This window comes from Paenibacillus sp. FSL H7-0943 (genome assembly GCF_037963265.1).
GTDB classification, from domain to species: domain Bacteria; phylum Bacillota; class Bacilli; order Paenibacillales; family Paenibacillaceae; genus Paenibacillus_AQ; species Paenibacillus_AQ odorifer.
This window is the reverse complement of the sequence record NZ_CP150148.1, coordinates 1,188,554-1,205,489: the sequence shown is the minus strand read 5'-3', so window position 1 is coordinate 1,205,489 and position 16,936 is coordinate 1,188,554. Positions and strand designations below refer to the sequence as shown.

16 protein-coding genes, 1 pseudogene and 2 other annotated features are annotated in these 16,936 nt (G+C 46.5%); of the genes and pseudogenes, 4 read left to right on the top strand and 13 right to left on the bottom strand.

The genetic code is table 11. The features are described from left to right. Positions 1 to 103: 103 nt before the first annotated feature. The gene (abc-f, locus tag NSQ55_RS05180) at positions 104 to 2,044 is read left to right on the top strand and encodes an ABC-F type ribosomal protection protein (RefSeq protein ID WP_076129226.1); all 1,941 of its coding nucleotides are present in this window, start codon (positions 104 to 106) and stop codon (positions 2,042 to 2,044) included. Between the two features lie 406 nt (positions 2,045 to 2,450). On the opposite strand, the gene NSQ55_RS05175 is transcribed toward abc-f, so the two are convergent. The 8 genes and pseudogenes from NSQ55_RS05175 to NSQ55_RS05140 form a co-directional block, all read right to left on the bottom strand. Then, positions 2,451 to 3,986 (bottom strand): 2-isopropylmalate synthase, encoded by a 1,536-nt coding sequence (locus NSQ55_RS05175; protein WP_036676518.1) that lies wholly within the window; start codon positions 3,984 to 3,986, stop codon positions 2,451 to 2,453. Between the two features lie 236 nt (positions 3,987 to 4,222). After that, positions 4,223 to 4,503 (bottom strand) — a binding site (T-box leader). A gap of 52 nt (positions 4,504 to 4,555) precedes the next feature. Further along, positions 4,556 to 4,850 (bottom strand) — a binding site (T-box leader). Positions 4,851 to 4,893: 43 nt separating this feature from the next. Further along, entirely contained in the window at positions 4,894 to 5,943 is a 1,050-nt protein-coding gene (gene tsaD, locus NSQ55_RS05170; protein WP_076099403.1) for a tRNA (adenosine(37)-N6)-threonylcarbamoyltransferase complex transferase subunit TsaD, read from the bottom strand. Further along, a complete protein-coding gene (rimI, locus tag NSQ55_RS05165) occupies positions 5,940 to 6,464 on the bottom strand; it encodes a ribosomal protein S18-alanine N-acetyltransferase (protein ID WP_036676521.1) in 525 nt (174 codons plus the stop codon). Before rimI ends, tsaD begins: the two co-directional genes overlap by 4 nt. Next, a complete protein-coding gene (gene tsaB / locus NSQ55_RS05160) occupies positions 6,461 to 7,291 on the bottom strand; it encodes a tRNA (adenosine(37)-N6)-threonylcarbamoyltransferase complex dimerization subunit type 1 TsaB (protein ID WP_339171734.1) in 831 nt (276 codons plus the stop codon). Before tsaB ends, rimI begins: the two co-directional genes overlap by 4 nt. 5 nt (positions 7,292 to 7,296) lie before the next feature. Next, positions 7,297 to 7,758, bottom strand: a complete 462-nt coding sequence (tsaE, locus tag NSQ55_RS05155; protein ID WP_339174412.1) for a tRNA (adenosine(37)-N6)-threonylcarbamoyltransferase complex ATPase subunit type 1 TsaE — start codon at positions 7,756 to 7,758, stop codon at positions 7,297 to 7,299. 190 nt (positions 7,759 to 7,948) lie between these two features. Continuing rightward, positions 7,949 to 8,056 (bottom strand): annotated as a pseudogene (locus NSQ55_RS05150) (multidrug resistance efflux transporter family protein); the annotation flags it as partial. A 169-nt stretch (positions 8,057 to 8,225) separates the two neighbouring features. Further along, complete coding sequence (locus tag NSQ55_RS05145; protein ID WP_036676525.1) at positions 8,226 to 8,411, bottom strand: H-type small acid-soluble spore protein; 186 nt, start codon at positions 8,409 to 8,411, stop codon at positions 8,226 to 8,228. Between the two features lie 31 nt (positions 8,412 to 8,442). Further along, on the bottom strand, positions 8,443 to 8,613 hold the full coding sequence (locus NSQ55_RS05140; RefSeq protein WP_175620005.1) for a hypothetical protein: 171 nt from the start codon (positions 8,611 to 8,613) through the stop codon (positions 8,443 to 8,445). A gap of 139 nt (positions 8,614 to 8,752) precedes the next feature. Between NSQ55_RS05140 and NSQ55_RS05135 the strand changes: the two genes are divergently transcribed. Together NSQ55_RS05135 and NSQ55_RS05130 are read left to right on the top strand one after the other, a co-directional pair. Beyond that, entirely contained in the window at positions 8,753 to 9,724 is a 972-nt protein-coding gene (locus NSQ55_RS05135) for a Ku protein (RefSeq protein WP_339171728.1), read from the top strand. Positions 9,725 to 9,736: 12 nt separating this feature from the next. After that, positions 9,737 to 10,684, top strand: a complete 948-nt coding sequence (locus NSQ55_RS05130; RefSeq protein WP_339171726.1) for a DNA ligase — start codon at positions 9,737 to 9,739, stop codon at positions 10,682 to 10,684. A gap of 37 nt (positions 10,685 to 10,721) precedes the next feature. Here the strand turns inward: NSQ55_RS05130 and NSQ55_RS05125 are convergent, their stop codons facing one another. The 4 genes from NSQ55_RS05125 to NSQ55_RS05110 form a co-directional block, all read right to left on the bottom strand. Beyond that, on the bottom strand, positions 10,722 to 11,528 hold the full coding sequence (locus NSQ55_RS05125) for a hypothetical protein (RefSeq protein WP_339171723.1): 807 nt from the start codon (positions 11,526 to 11,528) through the stop codon (positions 10,722 to 10,724). A gap of 26 nt (positions 11,529 to 11,554) precedes the next feature. Further along, complete coding sequence (locus tag NSQ55_RS05120; RefSeq protein ID WP_076224387.1) at positions 11,555 to 12,370, bottom strand: hypothetical protein; 816 nt, start codon at positions 12,368 to 12,370, stop codon at positions 11,555 to 11,557. Positions 12,371 to 13,075: 705 nt separating this feature from the next. Beyond that, positions 13,076 to 14,260, bottom strand: a complete 1,185-nt coding sequence (locus NSQ55_RS05115) for a hypothetical protein (protein ID WP_076194211.1) — start codon at positions 14,258 to 14,260, stop codon at positions 13,076 to 13,078. After that, entirely contained in the window at positions 14,224 to 14,826 is a 603-nt protein-coding gene (locus NSQ55_RS05110; RefSeq protein ID WP_256717243.1) for a sigma-70 family RNA polymerase sigma factor, read from the bottom strand. The genes NSQ55_RS05115 and NSQ55_RS05110 overlap by 37 nt, the downstream gene beginning before the upstream one ends. A gap of 123 nt (positions 14,827 to 14,949) precedes the next feature. Between NSQ55_RS05110 and ligD the strand changes: the two genes are divergently transcribed. Then, positions 14,950 to 15,834 (top strand): non-homologous end-joining DNA ligase, encoded by an 885-nt coding sequence (gene ligD / locus NSQ55_RS05105; protein ID WP_076185052.1) that lies wholly within the window; start codon positions 14,950 to 14,952, stop codon positions 15,832 to 15,834. Positions 15,835 to 16,038: 204 nt separating this feature from the next. Here ligD and NSQ55_RS05100 read toward each other — a convergent pair whose 3' ends face one another. Next, complete coding sequence (locus tag NSQ55_RS05100) at positions 16,039 to 16,878, bottom strand: YitT family protein (RefSeq protein ID WP_248547977.1); 840 nt, start codon at positions 16,876 to 16,878, stop codon at positions 16,039 to 16,041. Positions 16,879 to 16,936 lie beyond the last annotated feature (58 nt).

Below are 16,936 nucleotides of genomic sequence, written 5' to 3'. Positions count from 1 at the left end.
CTCGCTTGGGAAACGCTTTTCATGTAAACTATAGAATAAGTTGTTCATACGGCTGAGGGATAAATACCAAGGCGAAATATGCAAGGGTGGAGGTTTCATCGTTATGCTTCTTCAAGCGACAGGAATTACTAAATCATATGGTATACAGAACGTACTGGATGGCATAAGCCTACAGGTAAATGAAAAGGAACGTGTCGGGCTAGTGGGTGTGAATGGTGCCGGCAAATCAACTTTTCTACAAATTCTGGCCGGTGAGATGTCTTATGACAGCGGTCAAATTCATAAATCAAAAGAAACAACAATCGGATATTTAGCTCAGAATAGCGGACTGCAATCTGACAAAACCATTCATGAAGAAATGATGGCGGTCTTCGCTCCGCTGATCGAAGCCGAAACTGAGCTGAGAGAGTTAGAAGTAAGTATTGCTGATCCTAAGCTCGCGGAAGACCCCAAGCGGTACGAAGAACTGCTTGAACGATATGCGCGGCGCTCGGATTGGTTCAAGGACCACGGCGGCTATGAAATGAATACACGGATTCGCAGTGTCCTACACGGCATGGGCTTCAGTGATTTCCCACCAGATACACCCATTTCTACCCTTAGTGGAGGCCAAAAGACCCGGCTCGCGCTGGCCCGTATTTTGCTTCAGGCTCCAGATCTTCTGATGCTGGATGAGCCTACTAACCATCTGGATATCGAAACGTTAACGTGGCTGGAGGATTACCTCCGCAGCTATGCTGGCGGGATTCTGGTTGTATCCCATGACCGTTATTTCCTAGACCGTCTCGTGACCACTATTGTAGAGATCGAGCGGCACCAGTCCCGGCGTTATACGGGTAACTACAGTCGTTATGTAGATTTGAAGGCTGCCGAATATGAAGCACGGATGAAGCAATATGAGAAGCAACAGGATGAAATTTCTCGAATGGAGGATTTCGTTCAGAAAAATATTGTCCGGGCTTCCACCACAAAACGTGCGCAGAGCAGACGCAAAGCGCTTGAGAAGATGGATCGTCTAGATCGTCCAATGGGCGATCTGAAGAAGGCTAGCTTCTCCTTTGAGCCAGACTTCATGTCTGGAAAAGAGGTGCTTCAAGTGCGCAATGTTGCGGTTGCCTTTAATGAAGGTTCACCTTTATTCAAGGACGCTTCTTTTGAGCTTCGTCGCGGGGAGACTGCTGCCCTGATCGGTCCCAATGGTATCGGTAAATCCACATTGCTGCAGTGTATGACCGGAACCCGTGAGCCTTCTGCTGGAACGGTGAATTGGGGCACTAAAGTAAAAATTGCTTATTATGATCAGGAACAGACCCGCCTTAATCCACAAAATACGGTTATGGAAGAACTGTGGAGTGAATATCCAATGATCGAGGAAGCCAGAATTCGTACGATCCTTGGTAATTTCCTTTTTAGCGGAGAGGATGTTCTTAAGAAGATTTCCGCACTCAGCGGCGGCGAAAAAGCTCGAGTTTCGTTATCTAAACTAATGCTCCGCGGTGCAAATATGCTAATTCTCGATGAACCTACCAACCATTTGGATCTGGTCAGCCGTGAGGTTCTGGAATCTGCTTTAATTGATTTCGAAGGCACCCTGCTGTTCATCTCCCATGACCGTTATTTTTTGAACAAAATGGCTGAAAGGGTACTGGAGCTGCATCCCGAAGGGATCGACCAATACCTCGGCAACTACGATGACTATGTCGAGAAGAAACGAGAATTAGAAGAGATTGCAAAAGATGCCGCTGAACTAGCTACTAAAAACGTTAATAAGGACGCTGCTGTACCTGAAAAAAGCGCTGTAACCTCTTTTGAAGCAGACAAGCAGGCTAAGCGTGAAGAGCGTAACCGCAAACGGCGTATCGCAGAGCTTGAGGAGAACATCGCCTCACTTGAAGAATCAATCGTATTTATAGAGCATGAAATGACTAAACCTGAAGTTTATCAGGATTATTTAGCACTTCAAGGTTATGAAGAGGACCTGAAGAACAAAAAATCTCAGCTGACAGATTTCTTTAGCGAATGGGAAATCCTTGCTGACGAATAATGTAAATCCTCCTTATAAATATTTTTTCATCGTTCTAGATTTGTTCATAAATAGTTATCCACAGCTCTATACACAGGTTTCGTGTATAACTCCCTACTTCAAAAGACCCTTCGGGGTCTTTTTTATGCGTTAAATCGGTATTTTCAAAGAAAAGGAATTATTATCCACGGATCTATCCACATTATCCACAATTCTCACAGTGTTTCATTGCCAACAAAATTGTTTATTAGAGCATTTTGAAAAAAGCCGTTATTGCTGATTTTACGCACTTTTTACACAACTCAGGCAGAATATGTGGATAACGTTGTCCACAACTTGACAAAAGACGTAACCCCATTTTACAAGACTGATTTTATGCTAAAAAAGAACCCGCTATCTCCTAAACTGACAGCGGGCACGTCGTATTTTAGACAATCTGTGTAGAGAGCAGGGCAGCATTACAGGCTGCGATATAAGCGATGCCTGCCGCCATAATTATATCTTGGTGAGTGGCCGTGCCTCTGAATTTAAGGCCCTCCCACTCCACCATCACCGCTGCTTCTGCTTGCGCATTCTCTCCGCTCCCAAGCGAATGAAGCTCGAGTCCTGCAAAGTCTATCTCCTCAGCAATCCCTTGCCCAATAGCAGCGATAATCGCTTCAAGCGGACCTTCACCAGTGCTGGTATGTGACGTTTCCCGGCCAGTCTGCAGATGGCGTACCGTAACTGCAGCTACACGGCGCTGGGCACTGCCCGCCAATACCTGAACCTCACCCAGCTCATAGACCTGAGCTTGTTGTCCAGTTGTACTGCTTACCATTTGCAGCAGCTGGTCATCACTGACGACCTTTTGACGGTCAGCGGTCTCTTTAAAGGACTCATAAAGTGCATCCAGCTCCGCAGGCTCCAGCGTTATTCCATACTTCGCAGCCCGATCCTTCAGCGCATGTCTGCCAGAATGTTTGCCCAGAATGATCATGCTGCGGGGGATGCCCAGCCGTTCGGGATCCATAATCTCATAGGTACTACGATCCTTGAGCAGGCCATCCTGATGAATCCCGGACTCATGCTGGAAGGCATTTCTTCCGACGACCGGCTTGTTATAGGCGATTGGGAAATGCATCGCTCCACTAATCAGCCGGGAAGTATCATACAGTTTATCCAGCACGATACCTGTTTCTGCACCGATTGCATCGCCGCGGGTTTCAAGCGCCATAACAAGCTCTTCCAGTGCGCAGTTCCCTGTGCGCTCGCCTACACCGTTCACGGTGACTTCTATCTGAGTCGCCCCTCCATCAATCGCTGCCAGACTGTTAGCTACAGCCAGCCCCAAGTCATTATGACAGTGGGCACTATAGCTGACCTTGCCACCACCTCTTGCTCCCTGCCGCACTCTCCGGAACATCTCGCCATATTCATGTGGCAATGCGTATCCTACTGTATCCGGCAGGTTAATAATGGAGGCCCCTTCCTCTATAACCGCCTCAACCATTTCAATCAGATCATCAATCCCTGTCCGCGCAGCGTCCATAGCCGTGAATTCAACTACATCACAGAATTGTCGCGCATAAGCCGTCATCTCACGCGCTTTAGCTACGACTTCAGCTCTGCTCATACGCAGTTGATGCTGCAAATGAATATCAGAAGAGGAGATAAACAAGTGAATCCGCCGACGTTCAGCATCTTGAGTGGCCCGGACTGCAGCATCGATGTCCCCTTTTACGGCCCGCGCGAAACCACAAATCTCCACGTTGCGCACCTTGCGCGAAATCGTCTGCACCGCTGCAAAATCTCCAGGACTCGATACCGGGAACCCCGGCTCCATTACATCAACACCCAGATCAGCTAGCTTATAAGCCAGCAATATTTTTTGCTCAGGAGTCAGACTAGCCCCAGGGGCCTGCTCACCGTCACGCAGGGTCGTATCGAAAATTTGAATACGTTTCTTAACTGGAATAATCATCTGAATTCCTCCTAGTTTTGTTTTCATGTAATTGGATGCCTTATCTCTATCCTATGCTTCAGCGCAGAACCACACGTCGACTTGCGGTTCTGCTCATTTCCCACCCACTGCTGCCGGCAGCTGAAACAAATGAATCTCTGCACAATGTGCAGAGTGTTCACTTTTGGCGTCTTATGTAGCGATGAGTCCATTCCCCGGACTTCTTCTACAAGAACGCAAAAACCCGCCGTCTCTAATAAAGAGACGGCGGGTTACCCCTCCGCGGTACCACTCTTTTTGACGCATCGGCTGTCTTAATAACAAGCCTTAAAGCTGCGTCCAGCTCTTCTTCCCGGTTCAAGCTGGCGTGCCAGCTTAAATCCGGAAAGGTCCGATAACGAGGACAGCCGTAGGCAGCGTACTCTTGTTCCGCCGCTCCGCTCCCGGGCGAGCTTCAAGAAATCCGGTGACTGCGTCGCACCAACCCGCAGCTCTCTGTTCACCGTCAAACTCTACTACTCCCGTTCTTAGCGTGTATTATATAAATTACTCACCACTCTAAATCCATACAAAAAAGCCTGCCATCTCATTCAAGAGACGACAGGCTGTTAACCTTCGCGGTACCACTCTTGTTGATGCTCTGTATCAGCTAAGTTCCTGCCGATTCCAATTGAACATCCACTCTACGGTCCAGTATGTTAGGTACTAGACCACCCTATTACGGAGGTTACCCGTAAACGGTGTACAAACGTTCCGGCGACAATTGCCAGTAATGCTTCCACCGCTCCGCTCCCAGACGAGTTCAGGACTCCTTCGACTGCGTTGCACCCACCCGCAGTTCTCTTATCCCAGAGTATCCTTACTACTTCCGCTCATCGCGTTTGTCTTGTTTAATTGAACTGATTATACTCGTTAGCTCCAAATGATGTCAATAGGCAGATACAGACCATTGTTCCAGTGAGAAGCCAGGGTCAGCAACCATATCCAGCGGTATTCCTCCGTCATGCTGCCACTTCACGTATGCAGCCGCTCCAATCATCGCCGCATTATCCGTGCAATATACCGGTGGAGGAATAATAAGTTCAATGCCCTCCGTTTCACAGCGCGAAATTAATGCCGAGCGAAGTCCGCCATTAGCAGCGACCCCCCCACAGAGCAATAACTGTCTGGAGTTAGTGGCTTTAACGGCGCGTACCGCCTTTTCCACCAGCACTTCTACTACGGATTCTTGGAACCCCCGGGCGATACCTGCCACATTGGGTTCAAGACCTTTCATTTTGCTCTGATTAACCACATTCAGCACCGCCGATTTTAGACCGCTGAAGCTGAAATCATAAGAGTTCGGCTCCAGCCATACCCGCGGCAATGCAACAACTTCCGTTGCTTCGCGTGCCAGGCGATCTACATGGGGTCCGCCGGGATAAGGGAACCCTAGCGCCCGAGCCACTTTATCATAGGCCTCACCTACAGCATCATCACGCGTACGGCCGATAATTCGAAATTCACCCTCACGCTCCATATGAACCAGTTCAGTATGTCCACCTGACACCACTAGTGTCATACATGGATACTGCAGCTCTGCAACCAGGCGGTTAGCATAGATGTGGCCTGCAATATGATGCGTGCCAATTAACGGCTTGCCCCATGCAAGAGCAAGGCTTTTAGCCGCTACTACCCCGACCAGTAAAGCTCCCACCAAACCCGGGCCTTGAGTCACCGCTACCGCAGTCAATTGTTCGGGTGTAACGCCTGCCTTGGCGAGCGCTTCCTCGATTACGAGCGTAATTACCTCCACATGTTTACGGGAAGCCACTTCTGGCACCACACCCCCAAAAGCACGATGTGTCTCTATTTGACTCGAGATGATGTTCGATAACACTTCTGATCCGTTTTTGACCACGGCCACCGAGGTTTCATCACAACTGGTCTCTATAGCAAGTATTAGTACAGGTTGAGCTGCGCCCGTTTCTGTCTTCATTTCAAGTCCACGCTTCCTTCCAAATAGCCATGCTCCTTATACTCCGGTAGATCCGCCCACATAATGAGTGCATCCTCGCGATTATCGGAATAATATCCTTTGCGCGTACCGGCAGAACGAAAGCCTTTTTTACGATATAAATTCTGAGCTACCTCATTGGATACCCGCACCTCAAGCGTAATGGATTTCATGCCTACGTAAGAGGCAGTATTCATTAACTCCTCCAACAGGCGCTCCCCCCATTTACGTCCACGATAAGCTTCGAGTAAGGCAATATTCGTCACATGTGCCTCATCCACGATAGCCCACATTCCAGCATAGCCAATTATATGACCTGCCAGCTCCATAACCATGTATTTAGCAAAATGATTATGCGTCAGCTCATTCCGGAAAGCTTCCTCCGTCCACGGCATGGTAAAGGCTTCGCGCTCAATAATAAGAATGTCCGGAATATCCTCCAGCTTCATCAGACGAAAAACAAGGTCAGCCTCTTGTGCTCTCAATGATTCCACTTCCGTCATCGTTTTAAGCCTCCTTTACTACTTAACCGCAGATTGGCCTCCGCTTCCGAAATCTGAGTATAGTTAGGGATCAAGCTATGAATATCATCATTCTCTACTTGCAGCCGGGCTTCACCAAGGAAGCCTGTCCAGCGGCCCTCCAGCTCATATGGAATAGCTACAGAAGTGCCGAGTTCCGCCAGCGGATGTAGTGATTCTTCGCTGCCATGTACAGCGGTTTCTCCAACAAACCATAGAATAGCTGGTTTAGTTCCTTCAGCTGAAGCCTGTTGTAAACGTTCTGCCAAGTACTCCACCCAGTCGGCCATCAACCGGATGGCATCTGGTTCAAGGCGGCTAAGAGAACTATTCCCATCCGCTGCGAATAATCCTGTGTAGACCTGTCCCCGACGCGCATCCATCAGTGGAATGATCCAGTCTGGACCGTAGCCACTGTTCGCAGTGGCTTGTCCTGACTCTGATGTCGTCTTATTCTTAAGGGCTGTTTCATACCCACCCCATGCCACAGCATGCAGGCTCGAAATACCAACTACCGGGACATTCCATGCCCAAGCCAGTGTTTTGGCAGCGGTAACCGCGATCCGTGTTCCCGTATAAGATCCCGGGCCCACACCAACCGCAATCCCGCCCAGATTAGCAACGGTTGTTCCCGAAGCTTGTAGCGCCTGCTCTATAATCGGCAGCAAATGCACCGAATGATTCCGTTCACCGGAAGCATTAATTTCATGCAATAATTCTCCATTCTCGGTCACTGCAACCCCCAATACGGCAGTTGATGTATCCAGCGCTAAAAGCCGCTTGCGCGGCTCTGTATTCTCGTTCGTCATTTTTATTAACCCCACTTCTTGATCAGCTCCCGGCAAAGCTCACCATAAGGCTCCCCGATTGCGGTCACCGTAATGATTCTTTCCTCCGGTCCAACTGATTCCATGTATATATGCATATGCCGCGGCGGCATTAACTCCGTAATAATACTGCTCCATTCTACCAAACAAACACCCTGACCATAGAAATACTCATCCAATCCAAGCTCATCTGCTTCCTGAAGTGAAATCCGATATACATCCATGTGATATAACGGCAGACGACCTTCGTACTCTTTAATAATAGTAAAAGTAGGACTGTTTACGATCCCTTTCACTCCAAGATGGCGAGCATAACCTTGCGAGAAGGCCGTTTTTCCTGCGCCTAGATCACCGTCCAAACCGATAACCATGCCTGCCGTTGAAGCAGCAGCTATTGCACTTGCCAGTTGCTCCGTATCCTGCAGATTGTAAGAACGGTAAGTGAACACCGTTTCGACTGTTTTGTCCAACTACAACTACCACCTTTTAAAATATACCTGTCGAAAACCATTACATTCAATTATATCGGTATGGTCCATCCACCGCAACAACTGTCCCTGCCCATTGTTTAAGCCGAAGGAGGTACAGCCCTCTTCTTCACTTGCGTGTTTAAGCTGAATTTCGATAATGAACGCTGCGAGATTGGATGGCTTCGACTGCTGCTAATCCGCTCATGCTGCTCCTTACCATATCTGTAGCCTGAAAGAATAATACTGTCGCAATTACTCCTGAACACAGCGCAACAATATGGACTGTCCTGCCTGATCCAATATATTGGTTTAAATCTTACACCGTCAACCTTGATGTCAGTTATGCTTCAAATCAAAAAGAGACCTTTACGCAAACTTAAGCATAAAAAGTCTCTTTTTTAAAAAACTATAATTCAGCTTTAACGTACGCTCTAAGTAGACCTTTGTTAGTGCTCTTGCTCTTCGAGTCGTTCAACACCCACAGTGTGCGTATTGGTTGGTCGAGAGCCAACTTGTACCGTAGCCATTCCGTTCTCTTCATCCACATGTTCAATCCATACAGGCTCCCCATCCAAATGTACACTTACAGTTTCTTTAGAAGCATAAATATCCTGTGCCCGTTTGACGTCCACAACTGTTCTCCTCCTTTATCTTTCCTAAAGTTTACGATTCTAAGGGTGACGTATCTTCGAGGGTTCGTTCCGCATCCAGCTTTTCCGAATCGGAAACCTGACTGGCCTCCGTGGACGCAATAATGCTCTCCCAATCCACAACTGTGGCCGGAATATCCTGCTCGCTCAGCGTATCGCTCCATTCGTTATCTCTTGGTTCCATACCTTAGATTCTCCTCCTCAACTTCACAGGTCCGAGTTTATTTTTTCCCAAGCTTCTCAAAAAATGCACCCGGCTAGAAAAGCCTTTCCTGCCTCATACTAACCCAAAGCAAATCAACTTAGATCAGGAGGTGTTTCTCATGCATACCGTTTGGAAAGGAGCCATCAGCTTCGGGCTTGTGCATGTTCCGGTTAAAATGTTCTCCGCTACGGAAGACAAGGACATTTCTCTGCGTTATATCCATAAGGAGTGTGGCAGCCCGCTGTCGTATGTACGCAAATGCCCGGTGTGTGACAAAGAGGTAGCTTGGGAAGAGATCGGTAAAGGATATGAGTATGAAAAAGGGAAGTTTGTGCTCTTCGACAAAGAGGAATTGGATCAACTATCCGACGAGACCAGTAAAAGCATCTCCATTCTCGACTTTGTAGACCTGACGGAGATCGATCCGATTTATTTTCAAAAAACCTACTATTTATCCCCGGATCAGGCAGGCTCAAATGCTTATCGACTTCTTATGGAGGCCATGAAGCAGACAGGTAAAATTGGCATCGCCAAAATTTCAATCCGCTCAAAAAGCAGTCTGGCAGCGATCCGTGTGCTTGAGGATTGCCTTGCGATTGAGACCATTTTTTATCCTGATGAGGTGCGGCCGATCTCACAAGTGCCTGGTCTGCCCGAAGCAGGGACAGTGAACGATAAAGAGCTGGAAATGGCTAAGCTGCTGATCTCACAGCTATCCACTCCTTTTGATCCGGCAAAATATACCGATGATTATCGCAAGCGTATGCTTGATCTGATCTCACATAAAATTGCAGGCGAGGAATTTCATATCGCTCCTGCTAAACAGGAAAGCAATGTGATTGATCTAATGGCTGCCTTGCAGGCTAGTATTCAAGCTGTGCAGCATATTCCTTCAGACCCTGGTCCTTCATTAACAGGCAACACAAAAACCAAAACTAAAGCGGCTCCTGCTGCCAAAAGAAAAACAGCCAAGACCAAAACAACCGCCGCGGAACCTGCGGAGCAGCAAAACGAGGTCTCCGGGCCGGCTCCAGTCATCACGCCAAAACCGAAACGCCGCAGCACGAAAAGCAAAACAACCGTATCTTAGGAGGCTCTGCGGATGAAGCTTCAGCCCATTATTCCTTTTGAACCTATACTGGCTGGGCAGCTTCCAGCAGGTGACCAGTGGATCGCACAAATTAAATGGGACGGCGTACGGATGTTGTCCTATTACGATGGAAGCACTACTCAGCTTATTAACAGACGTGGCAATTACCGTACCACGCAATATCCAGAACTTATTGATGTATCTGCTTACTGCAAGGCTGACTCCGTGATTCTTGATGGTGAGATTATCGCACTCAAGGACGGCAAACCCTCATTTCATGAGGTGATGCGGAGGGACAGTTTGAAAAACGGTTCCACAATTTACGTCGTTAGGCATCAGGTTCCTGTCATTTATATGATTTTTGATATTCTGTTTTATAATGGCCAATCTACGATGGATCAACCATTATTCTTGCGGCAGCAGCTGTTAAGTGACATTCTGCTGCCGCATCCCCATGTTCAAGCTGTGCCAAGTTATACCGATCCTACAGAACTGTTCGCCGCCACTCAGAACCAGGGCTTGGAAGGAATCGTCTGCAAGGACATTAACAGTACTTATGCTCCGGGCGGAAAAGATAAACGTTGGCAGAAACGCAAAATCAGTTCTGATATTACAGCTGTAGCCGGGGGTGTGACGTTCCGTGACGGTATCGTCAACGCACTGCTTCTTGGTCTTTATGATGATAAAGGAAATTTGCATTATATCGGACATACCGGTCCGGGAAAATTGACTGTACAGGATAAACGCGACTTAACTGCGGAGGCACACCGCCTTAAGCTGGATCGGATGCCCTTTGCAGATGTTCCACAACGAGGTAAGGGTGCTTTTTGGATAAAGCCGGAGCTCGTCTTCAAAGTTCATTTTCTGGAATGGAACACCTCGGGCACTCTGCGTCAGCCTGTTACTCAAGCTAAAGTGAATCTTCCCCCGGAGGCATGCACAATGGAGCAAAAAGGATAAAAGAACGTCCTCCCAATCTGAAATGGGAGGACGTTTCTTATTGTGCTGTAAAACTTGTTACAAGGGCCTCAAGCTCTGCCTTTGTCTGCGCAGTATTTTTCGTACTCGTAAGTGTATAATCGACACTTCCATCAGAACTGGACCATACCAGCTGGACTTTAAGATCACCGTGATGAGGCCCAAAAACTGTGTAAATCGCCTCAACCCCGTTGATGGTCAAGCTCTCATCCTGATCCCCAGGCAGCTGGGCCAAAGTCACCCCTTCCGGTAGCGTGTATGCAGGTGCAGATCTTAAATTCACCCTCTCTCCATTTCGTAGATAGGTGATAGAGGTTTCTGTATTGCTCCACTTCAAGCTTTGCGAAATCACCTTTTTACCACCAGCTTGGGCTTTAGCTTTTAATTGATCCCTGAGGGTCTTATACTCTGAGCTAAAAAACATTGGAATCACTGGATTTAAAACGACATCCTGTAACTTATAATCCTCTGGTAGAGAAGTAGGTATCAGGAGTGACTTCCCGCTTAATGAAAGTAACTTCTGCACCGCTTCGTTTATAGAACTGAATCTATATGGCATATAGCTTATACTCAAGGTTTCATGTGGATTAGATTTCTTATCATTTACATACAGGATCTTAAGTTCGCCTGCTTGTAAGGGAACTGTATTTTCTTTGGCAATCAAAGCTTCAATCGTTGAAGATATGGGCGTATTCTGCTCAACGGGTGCGGTAGCTTTACTTTTATTATTACTCCCCGCAGGCACTGCGCCTGCTGTTCCACTCACCGCACTTATCAATACTAATAAGCTTAAGGCTGTAATCGCCGCGCTTTTCTTAATCATCATTATAATATCCTCCTTTAGCCCCTTGGTTATTTGATCATGGTTTTAGCTACCGCCAGCATTTCATTTGTCGTCAGCGTACTGGCCCGATTGTCTGAAAGAGTATATTGTATCGTGCCTGAGTTATCCAGCCATACTAGCTTTGTGTTAAAGCTTGCGTCTTTAGCGGAATCAGTTGTAAGTACTACTTTTCTGCCGTTGACCGTTAATTCTTTCTTAGATTCCGAAGCTCTTACAAAAGGTACCGCTCCTTCCGGAAGTTTGGATGACGGCGACCCAGTTACAATGCTAAAATTGGCTTTTCCTTTCGCATACAGCTGCATAGACAAATTCGTCTGGTTCCAGCTGATGATTTTACTAAACAACTGTTTATTAGAATTACCAGCAACCGCTGCTGCCTTCAATTCCTGCTCTAGTTGCAAATACAGCTCTGAATCATTAGCTACAGCCGGTGGATAGATGATGGCTCTCTCCAGAGTGAAGCCTTTAGGAAGATTTCCGGGCTGCGGAATAGACGGACCCCTTAGCGCTTTAAACTTCGCAGCAAAGGATTTATAGTCTTTAAAAACAAACCCTTTGCCAGAGAAGCTGATCGCATCCTGTGGATTGGAGACTTTATCCCGTACGTAGTAGGCCAAAAGCGTACCTTCCTTCACTCCAGCTACGAGTGCCTGCAATTCCTTTTGGGTCTTCTGATCGGTTTGTGATGCAACCTGCGCTCCTGATGCCGCCGCAATTGTAAGAGACAAGCCGGGTACATCCACACCCCCGGCCACTCCTGTTCCCAGCAAGATTGCTGCAGAGAACGTGATAACTGTTTTTTTGAAATCAGAATGGAGCTTCAATTTCTAATATCCTCTCCTTCAATAAGGTAAATGTATTTTCACCCCTGTTTTTTAACTACACTTCTATAACAATCCAACATTAGAAAAAGGGACATTTTCTCACAAAAAAAGAGGCTGTCCCAAAAGCCATGAAATAGTTGCTTGGGACAGCCTCTTTTTTGTTCTTAACATTACAAGTGACGCATCAAGTGACGCTCCTAATGATGCAATAAGTGAAGTACTTATAGAACAATTGAGGAATTTCTCCCTAAACCTCAGATATTTCTGTTCATTGGACCTATAATTAGGGAAAACTTCCCTGAAATTCAGCCAATTCGGCAACGAATAAAGCAATTCTCCTGATTATTAGGGAGGAATTCCCTGATTTCGTTCATTTAGAGCAAATAGCGGCTATTTTCAGGGAGTTTTTCCCTAATTAGTTTAAAGCATTCTATACATTGCACAAACACAGAACGTATCGCCCATAGTCCACCGTCACATATACCACTAATTCCACAAATCATCTACTGCAAGCCGCACGAAAATCATACATAGCACATCGCACATCGCCCACCGTCCCAACCATTAGCATAGAACTCTACGCGTGGCATATCGTCACATGGCACAGTAAAATCCATTATTCCCCTATTCCATAAAAAAGCTGCCTCCCAAGTAGAATTCACTACTTTTGAGACAGCTTCTCCTAATGTACAGTTAGAACAGTAGCTAGTGAATAAAACTGGTGGCAATCTTTTGCCATTGCTCACGAGTCAGTTTACTCTCCTGCTTGTCGCTTAGAGAAAAAACCATCTGGGTGACTTCATCATACCAATACAATCGATTCTGAGAAGACCAGGCATTCTTCCCTTTTCCAGTACCCGCCGCGATAAATATTGCCTCTTTACCTGTACCTGTCACAGACCATTTTTCAGCAGTCTGGCCTTCCAAGATAGACACTTGCATGTTATAACCCTTAAAAACACTCTGCCTTAAGGATAGTGTAATTCTTTGATCTCCGTTGTGGTAGGTAACCTCAGCATTATCTATGGAATTTGCAGCTATCTTCTCCATAAACAAGTTTTGTCCAGTTTTATCGGTTGTAGCCTTTTTTTGAAATTGTTCAAGGATTTCTTCATATTCTGTGTCTAGCGACTTGTATAGGGGAGCTGCATTAAAAGTTCCTTGCTCGAATTCATAACCATCAGCTAACGAGGAAGGCAACCCTGGCCAGAAATCGCCAACCGTTTTTAATTCTTTTACGAAGTCTTGATATTTCGAATACACCGGCGAAATAAAAGCAAACTGCAATTGATTTCCATAGCCTAACCCTAACTCCAGCTTATTTAATTCAGCATCCTTCACATAATAAGCAGCCATTTCCCCAGTGTTTAAACGAGCAAGCACTTGCTCTTTATAAGTCATAGATAAGCTCTGATACTTTTCTATCGCAGGCGAGGTTGTCGGATCAGGCGTATTATTATGCACCGTCTTCACAACAGCCTTCCCTCCGCTGTTCACTAGTGTAATAATACCACCTTGGGGTTTTGAGATATCAATTGTAACCTGGCTACCTTGTTCCGATAAATCTCCATCAGCAGATAGCTGAAAAGCACCCAACCCGATAATCCCCAGCAATACAGCCGCGGAGACTCCAGTGAGCACTCTTTTTCTAAACCTAGACGGGTGTTGGGGCATCTCTTTTTGCTTCTGCATAATAGGATCTTCCGGTTCTGGAAACGGATTCAGCTCGATAACGATGTTCGTCCTTTCACCGTCAATCCTATTCTGTTGTTCATGAATTGCTCTTACCCGCTTCATAACAGCTGCTTTTACATCCAGCTCTTCGCAGCTCCCTACCGCATCCATTTTCTTGATCATTTTCTCTTCAACAAAGCCTCGTTGCCGCACCATTCCGTTCCCCCTTTCTGAGCATTCAGCATTTTGCCAAGCTTCGTAATCGTTCGCCTGTATTTTTTCTTCACAGCATCAGTATTCTTATCCAGAATCTCCGCAATCTCCGGGAAGCTCTGTTCCTCAAAGATTCTAAGTACTAACAGGTTTCGCTCCTCTGTCTTCAGCTTCTCGAGGGCAAAAGTCAGATGTTCGTTAAATATGTAACGGTCCATCAACTGTTCCGGGCTTTCTGCAGGCGGATCTGGTTGAAAAAGCGCCATAAACTTTATTTGGCTTTGACGTTTGCGGATCAGACTGAGGCAATGATGGTAGGCAATTTTATATAGCCATGAAGAGAAGCTCGCGATAGGGCGGTATGTGCCTATATGCTGATATGCCTTTACCAGAATTTCCTGTACTGCATCCTCCGCTTCAGTACGGCTCCCAAGCAGCCGACAGCAATAGCGGTAAATCGGCTTTTGAAAAGCCTCGACGATCAAGGCATAGGAATCTACCTCGCCTGCCTGTACCCGAACAACAGTGTGCTCGATCCCGTCCAAAATCAGCAAACTCCCCTTTCTCATTAACGTATATCCTTATAAGTCTTATGATCATCCAAAAGGGACACTATGGGAATATTTTTTTCATGAAAAGGAGCAGACTGACACATAATACCTTCATTCCTATCACAGAAAGGAGTTTCCCCGATGCCGGCAGCGATCAAAGGTACAATTACCATAGACGGAGAAGAAATCATCATCACTAACCCAGAGAAGCTGCTGTGGCCCGAATGTGGCATTACCAAACGGATTTATCTGCAAAAGCTCGCTGCACTCTCTCCCTATCTGCTGCGTTATTGCCGAGACCGGCTGCTTACCGTCATTCGTTATCCGCACGGCATCTCTGGAATGTCCTTTTATCAAAAAAATGCACCTGATCCGCTTCCGGCCTTTGTCCAAACCGCTGTGCACGAGAATATTAACTATATCAAGCTGCAAGGTTTACCTGAGCTGATTTGGCTGGGAAATCTCGCCGCTTTGGAATTCCACCCTTCCCTGCATTATGTAGGCAGCGAGCTGCCCTGTGAGTGGATGATTGATCTTGATCCGTCACTTGAAATCGAACCTCGCATCATGGAAGCAACTGCGATCGTTGGAGGGGTCTTAACCTCCCTTGGCCTCTCCTCTGTACCCAAAACCTCCGGTGCTACCGGGGTGCAAATCATCGTCCCTATCGAGACTGGCGTTACTTTTGATGGATTGCGGAAAATCGGGCATTTTGTGGGTCGTTATGTCACCGAAAAGCATCCCAACCTGTTCACCCTGGAACGTCTAAAAAAGAATCGCGGAGATAAAATTTATTTTGACTACCTTCAGCATTATAGCGGCAAAACATTAGCTGCACCTTACACACCACGCGCAAGACCATTTGCTACAGTTTCTACACCCTTGCTCTGGGAGGAGGTTCAGCAAAATGTATCTCCCTCTAATTTTCATCTGCTCAATATCGAGGAACGCCTTCTGCGTATGGGAGATCTTTTAGAGAAAGTGCCCCCACAGCCCGTTGAACAGCTCATTGCTAAGCTCCCATAAAGGAGCAATCCCATAGAAAAAAGACCCTAAAAACAGCAATAAGCCCGCAGCATCAACTACATGCTACGAGCTTATTTGGCGTCCCACTCAAGGACAGAAGGTATACTATATAAGAATACGGCAGGCCGAGCTTTGTTCACCGTATTTATTGCTTTTTTATCCGTAAAAATACCTTCTTTCAGTTAATGATACTTAAGAGCTACGCTAGTGGATGGATTTCTTCTTGAAGCGGCCACCTTTAACATCATGGATGTTACCTATTGCGATGAATGCATCAGAATCCCAATCTTCAACAATGGTTTTAAGCTTAGCTTCTTCCAGACGGGTGATAACTACAAAGATCACTTTCTTGTTCTCACCGGAAAATCCGCCTTCTCCATCTAAATAAGTAACACCACGTCCAAGACGCTCTGTCAGAGCTTCCCCGATATCGCGGAATTTATCACTGATAATCCATACTGATTTCGATTGATCCAGACCCTCAAGGGTGATGTCAATAACCTTAAATGCAATATAATAAGCAATCAGGGAGAACATCGCGTTATTCCAACCGAACACAAATCCAGCTCCGGACAAGATGAACAGGTTGAAGAACATAACTACTTCACCTACAGAGAAGGGAAGCTTCTTGGCTACCAAAATCGCAACAATTTCTGTACCGTCTAGAGATCCCCCGAAACGTACAACCAATCCAACACCTACACCTAGAATGATACCGCCAAACACGGCAGCAAGCATCGGTTCAACTGTAAAGGCCTCTACATGATGCAGCATTGAAGTGCCGATAGACATAAGTAAAATCGCATATAAGGTAGATAAGGCAAATGTCTTACCGATTTGCTTATAACCGATTAACAGGAACGGAAGGTTGAGCAGTGTCAATAATATACCAAGAGGAATGTCAAATAAATGTGATAAAATAATGGAGATACCGGTAATCCCGCCATCAATCATTTGATTAGGTACTAGGAATATCTCAAGTGCAACAGCCATCATGGCGGCCCCTACGGATAACATGATCATACGCTGCGCGAACTTAGCCATTTTATGGGCACCGGTCTTCTGCAGTTTGTTCTGCTCCTCTTTGGTAAACATTTGTGGA

Bases quoted from the DNA above. Each gene is read 5' to 3' on its own strand.
- abc-f (WP_076129226.1), top strand. From the start codon at position 104: ATGCTTCTTCAAGCGACAGGAATTACTAAATCATATGGTATACAGAAC.
- NSQ55_RS05175 (WP_036676518.1), bottom strand. From the start codon at position 3,986: ATGATTATTCCAGTTAAGAAACGTATTCAAATTTTCGATACGACCCTG.
- tsaD (WP_076099403.1), bottom strand. From the start codon at position 5,943: ATGAAGACAGAAACGGGCGCAGCTCAACCTGTACTAATACTTGCTATA.
- rimI (WP_036676521.1), bottom strand. From the start codon at position 6,464: ATGACGGAAGTGGAATCATTGAGAGCACAAGAGGCTGACCTTGTTTTT.
- tsaB (WP_339171734.1), bottom strand. From the start codon at position 7,291: ATGACGAACGAGAATACAGAGCCGCGCAAGCGGCTTTTAGCGCTGGAT.
- NSQ55_RS05140 (WP_175620005.1), bottom strand. From the start codon at position 8,613: ATGGAACCAAGAGATAACGAATGGAGCGATACGCTGAGCGAGCAGGAT.
- NSQ55_RS05135 (WP_339171728.1), top strand. From the start codon at position 8,753: ATGCATACCGTTTGGAAAGGAGCCATCAGCTTCGGGCTTGTGCATGTT.
- NSQ55_RS05130 (WP_339171726.1), top strand. From the start codon at position 9,737: ATGAAGCTTCAGCCCATTATTCCTTTTGAACCTATACTGGCTGGGCAG.
- NSQ55_RS05125 (WP_339171723.1), bottom strand. From the start codon at position 11,528: ATGATGATTAAGAAAAGCGCGGCGATTACAGCCTTAAGCTTATTAGTA.
- NSQ55_RS05115 (WP_076194211.1), bottom strand. From the start codon at position 14,260: ATGGTGCGGCAACGAGGCTTTGTTGAAGAGAAAATGATCAAGAAAATG.
- NSQ55_RS05110 (WP_256717243.1), bottom strand. From the start codon at position 14,826: ATGAGAAAGGGGAGTTTGCTGATTTTGGACGGGATCGAGCACACTGTT.
- ligD (WP_076185052.1), top strand. From the start codon at position 14,950: ATGCCGGCAGCGATCAAAGGTACAATTACCATAGACGGAGAAGAAATC.
- NSQ55_RS05100 (WP_248547977.1), bottom strand. From the start codon at position 16,878: ATGGCTAAGTTCGCGCAGCGTATGATCATGTTATCCGTAGGGGCCGCC.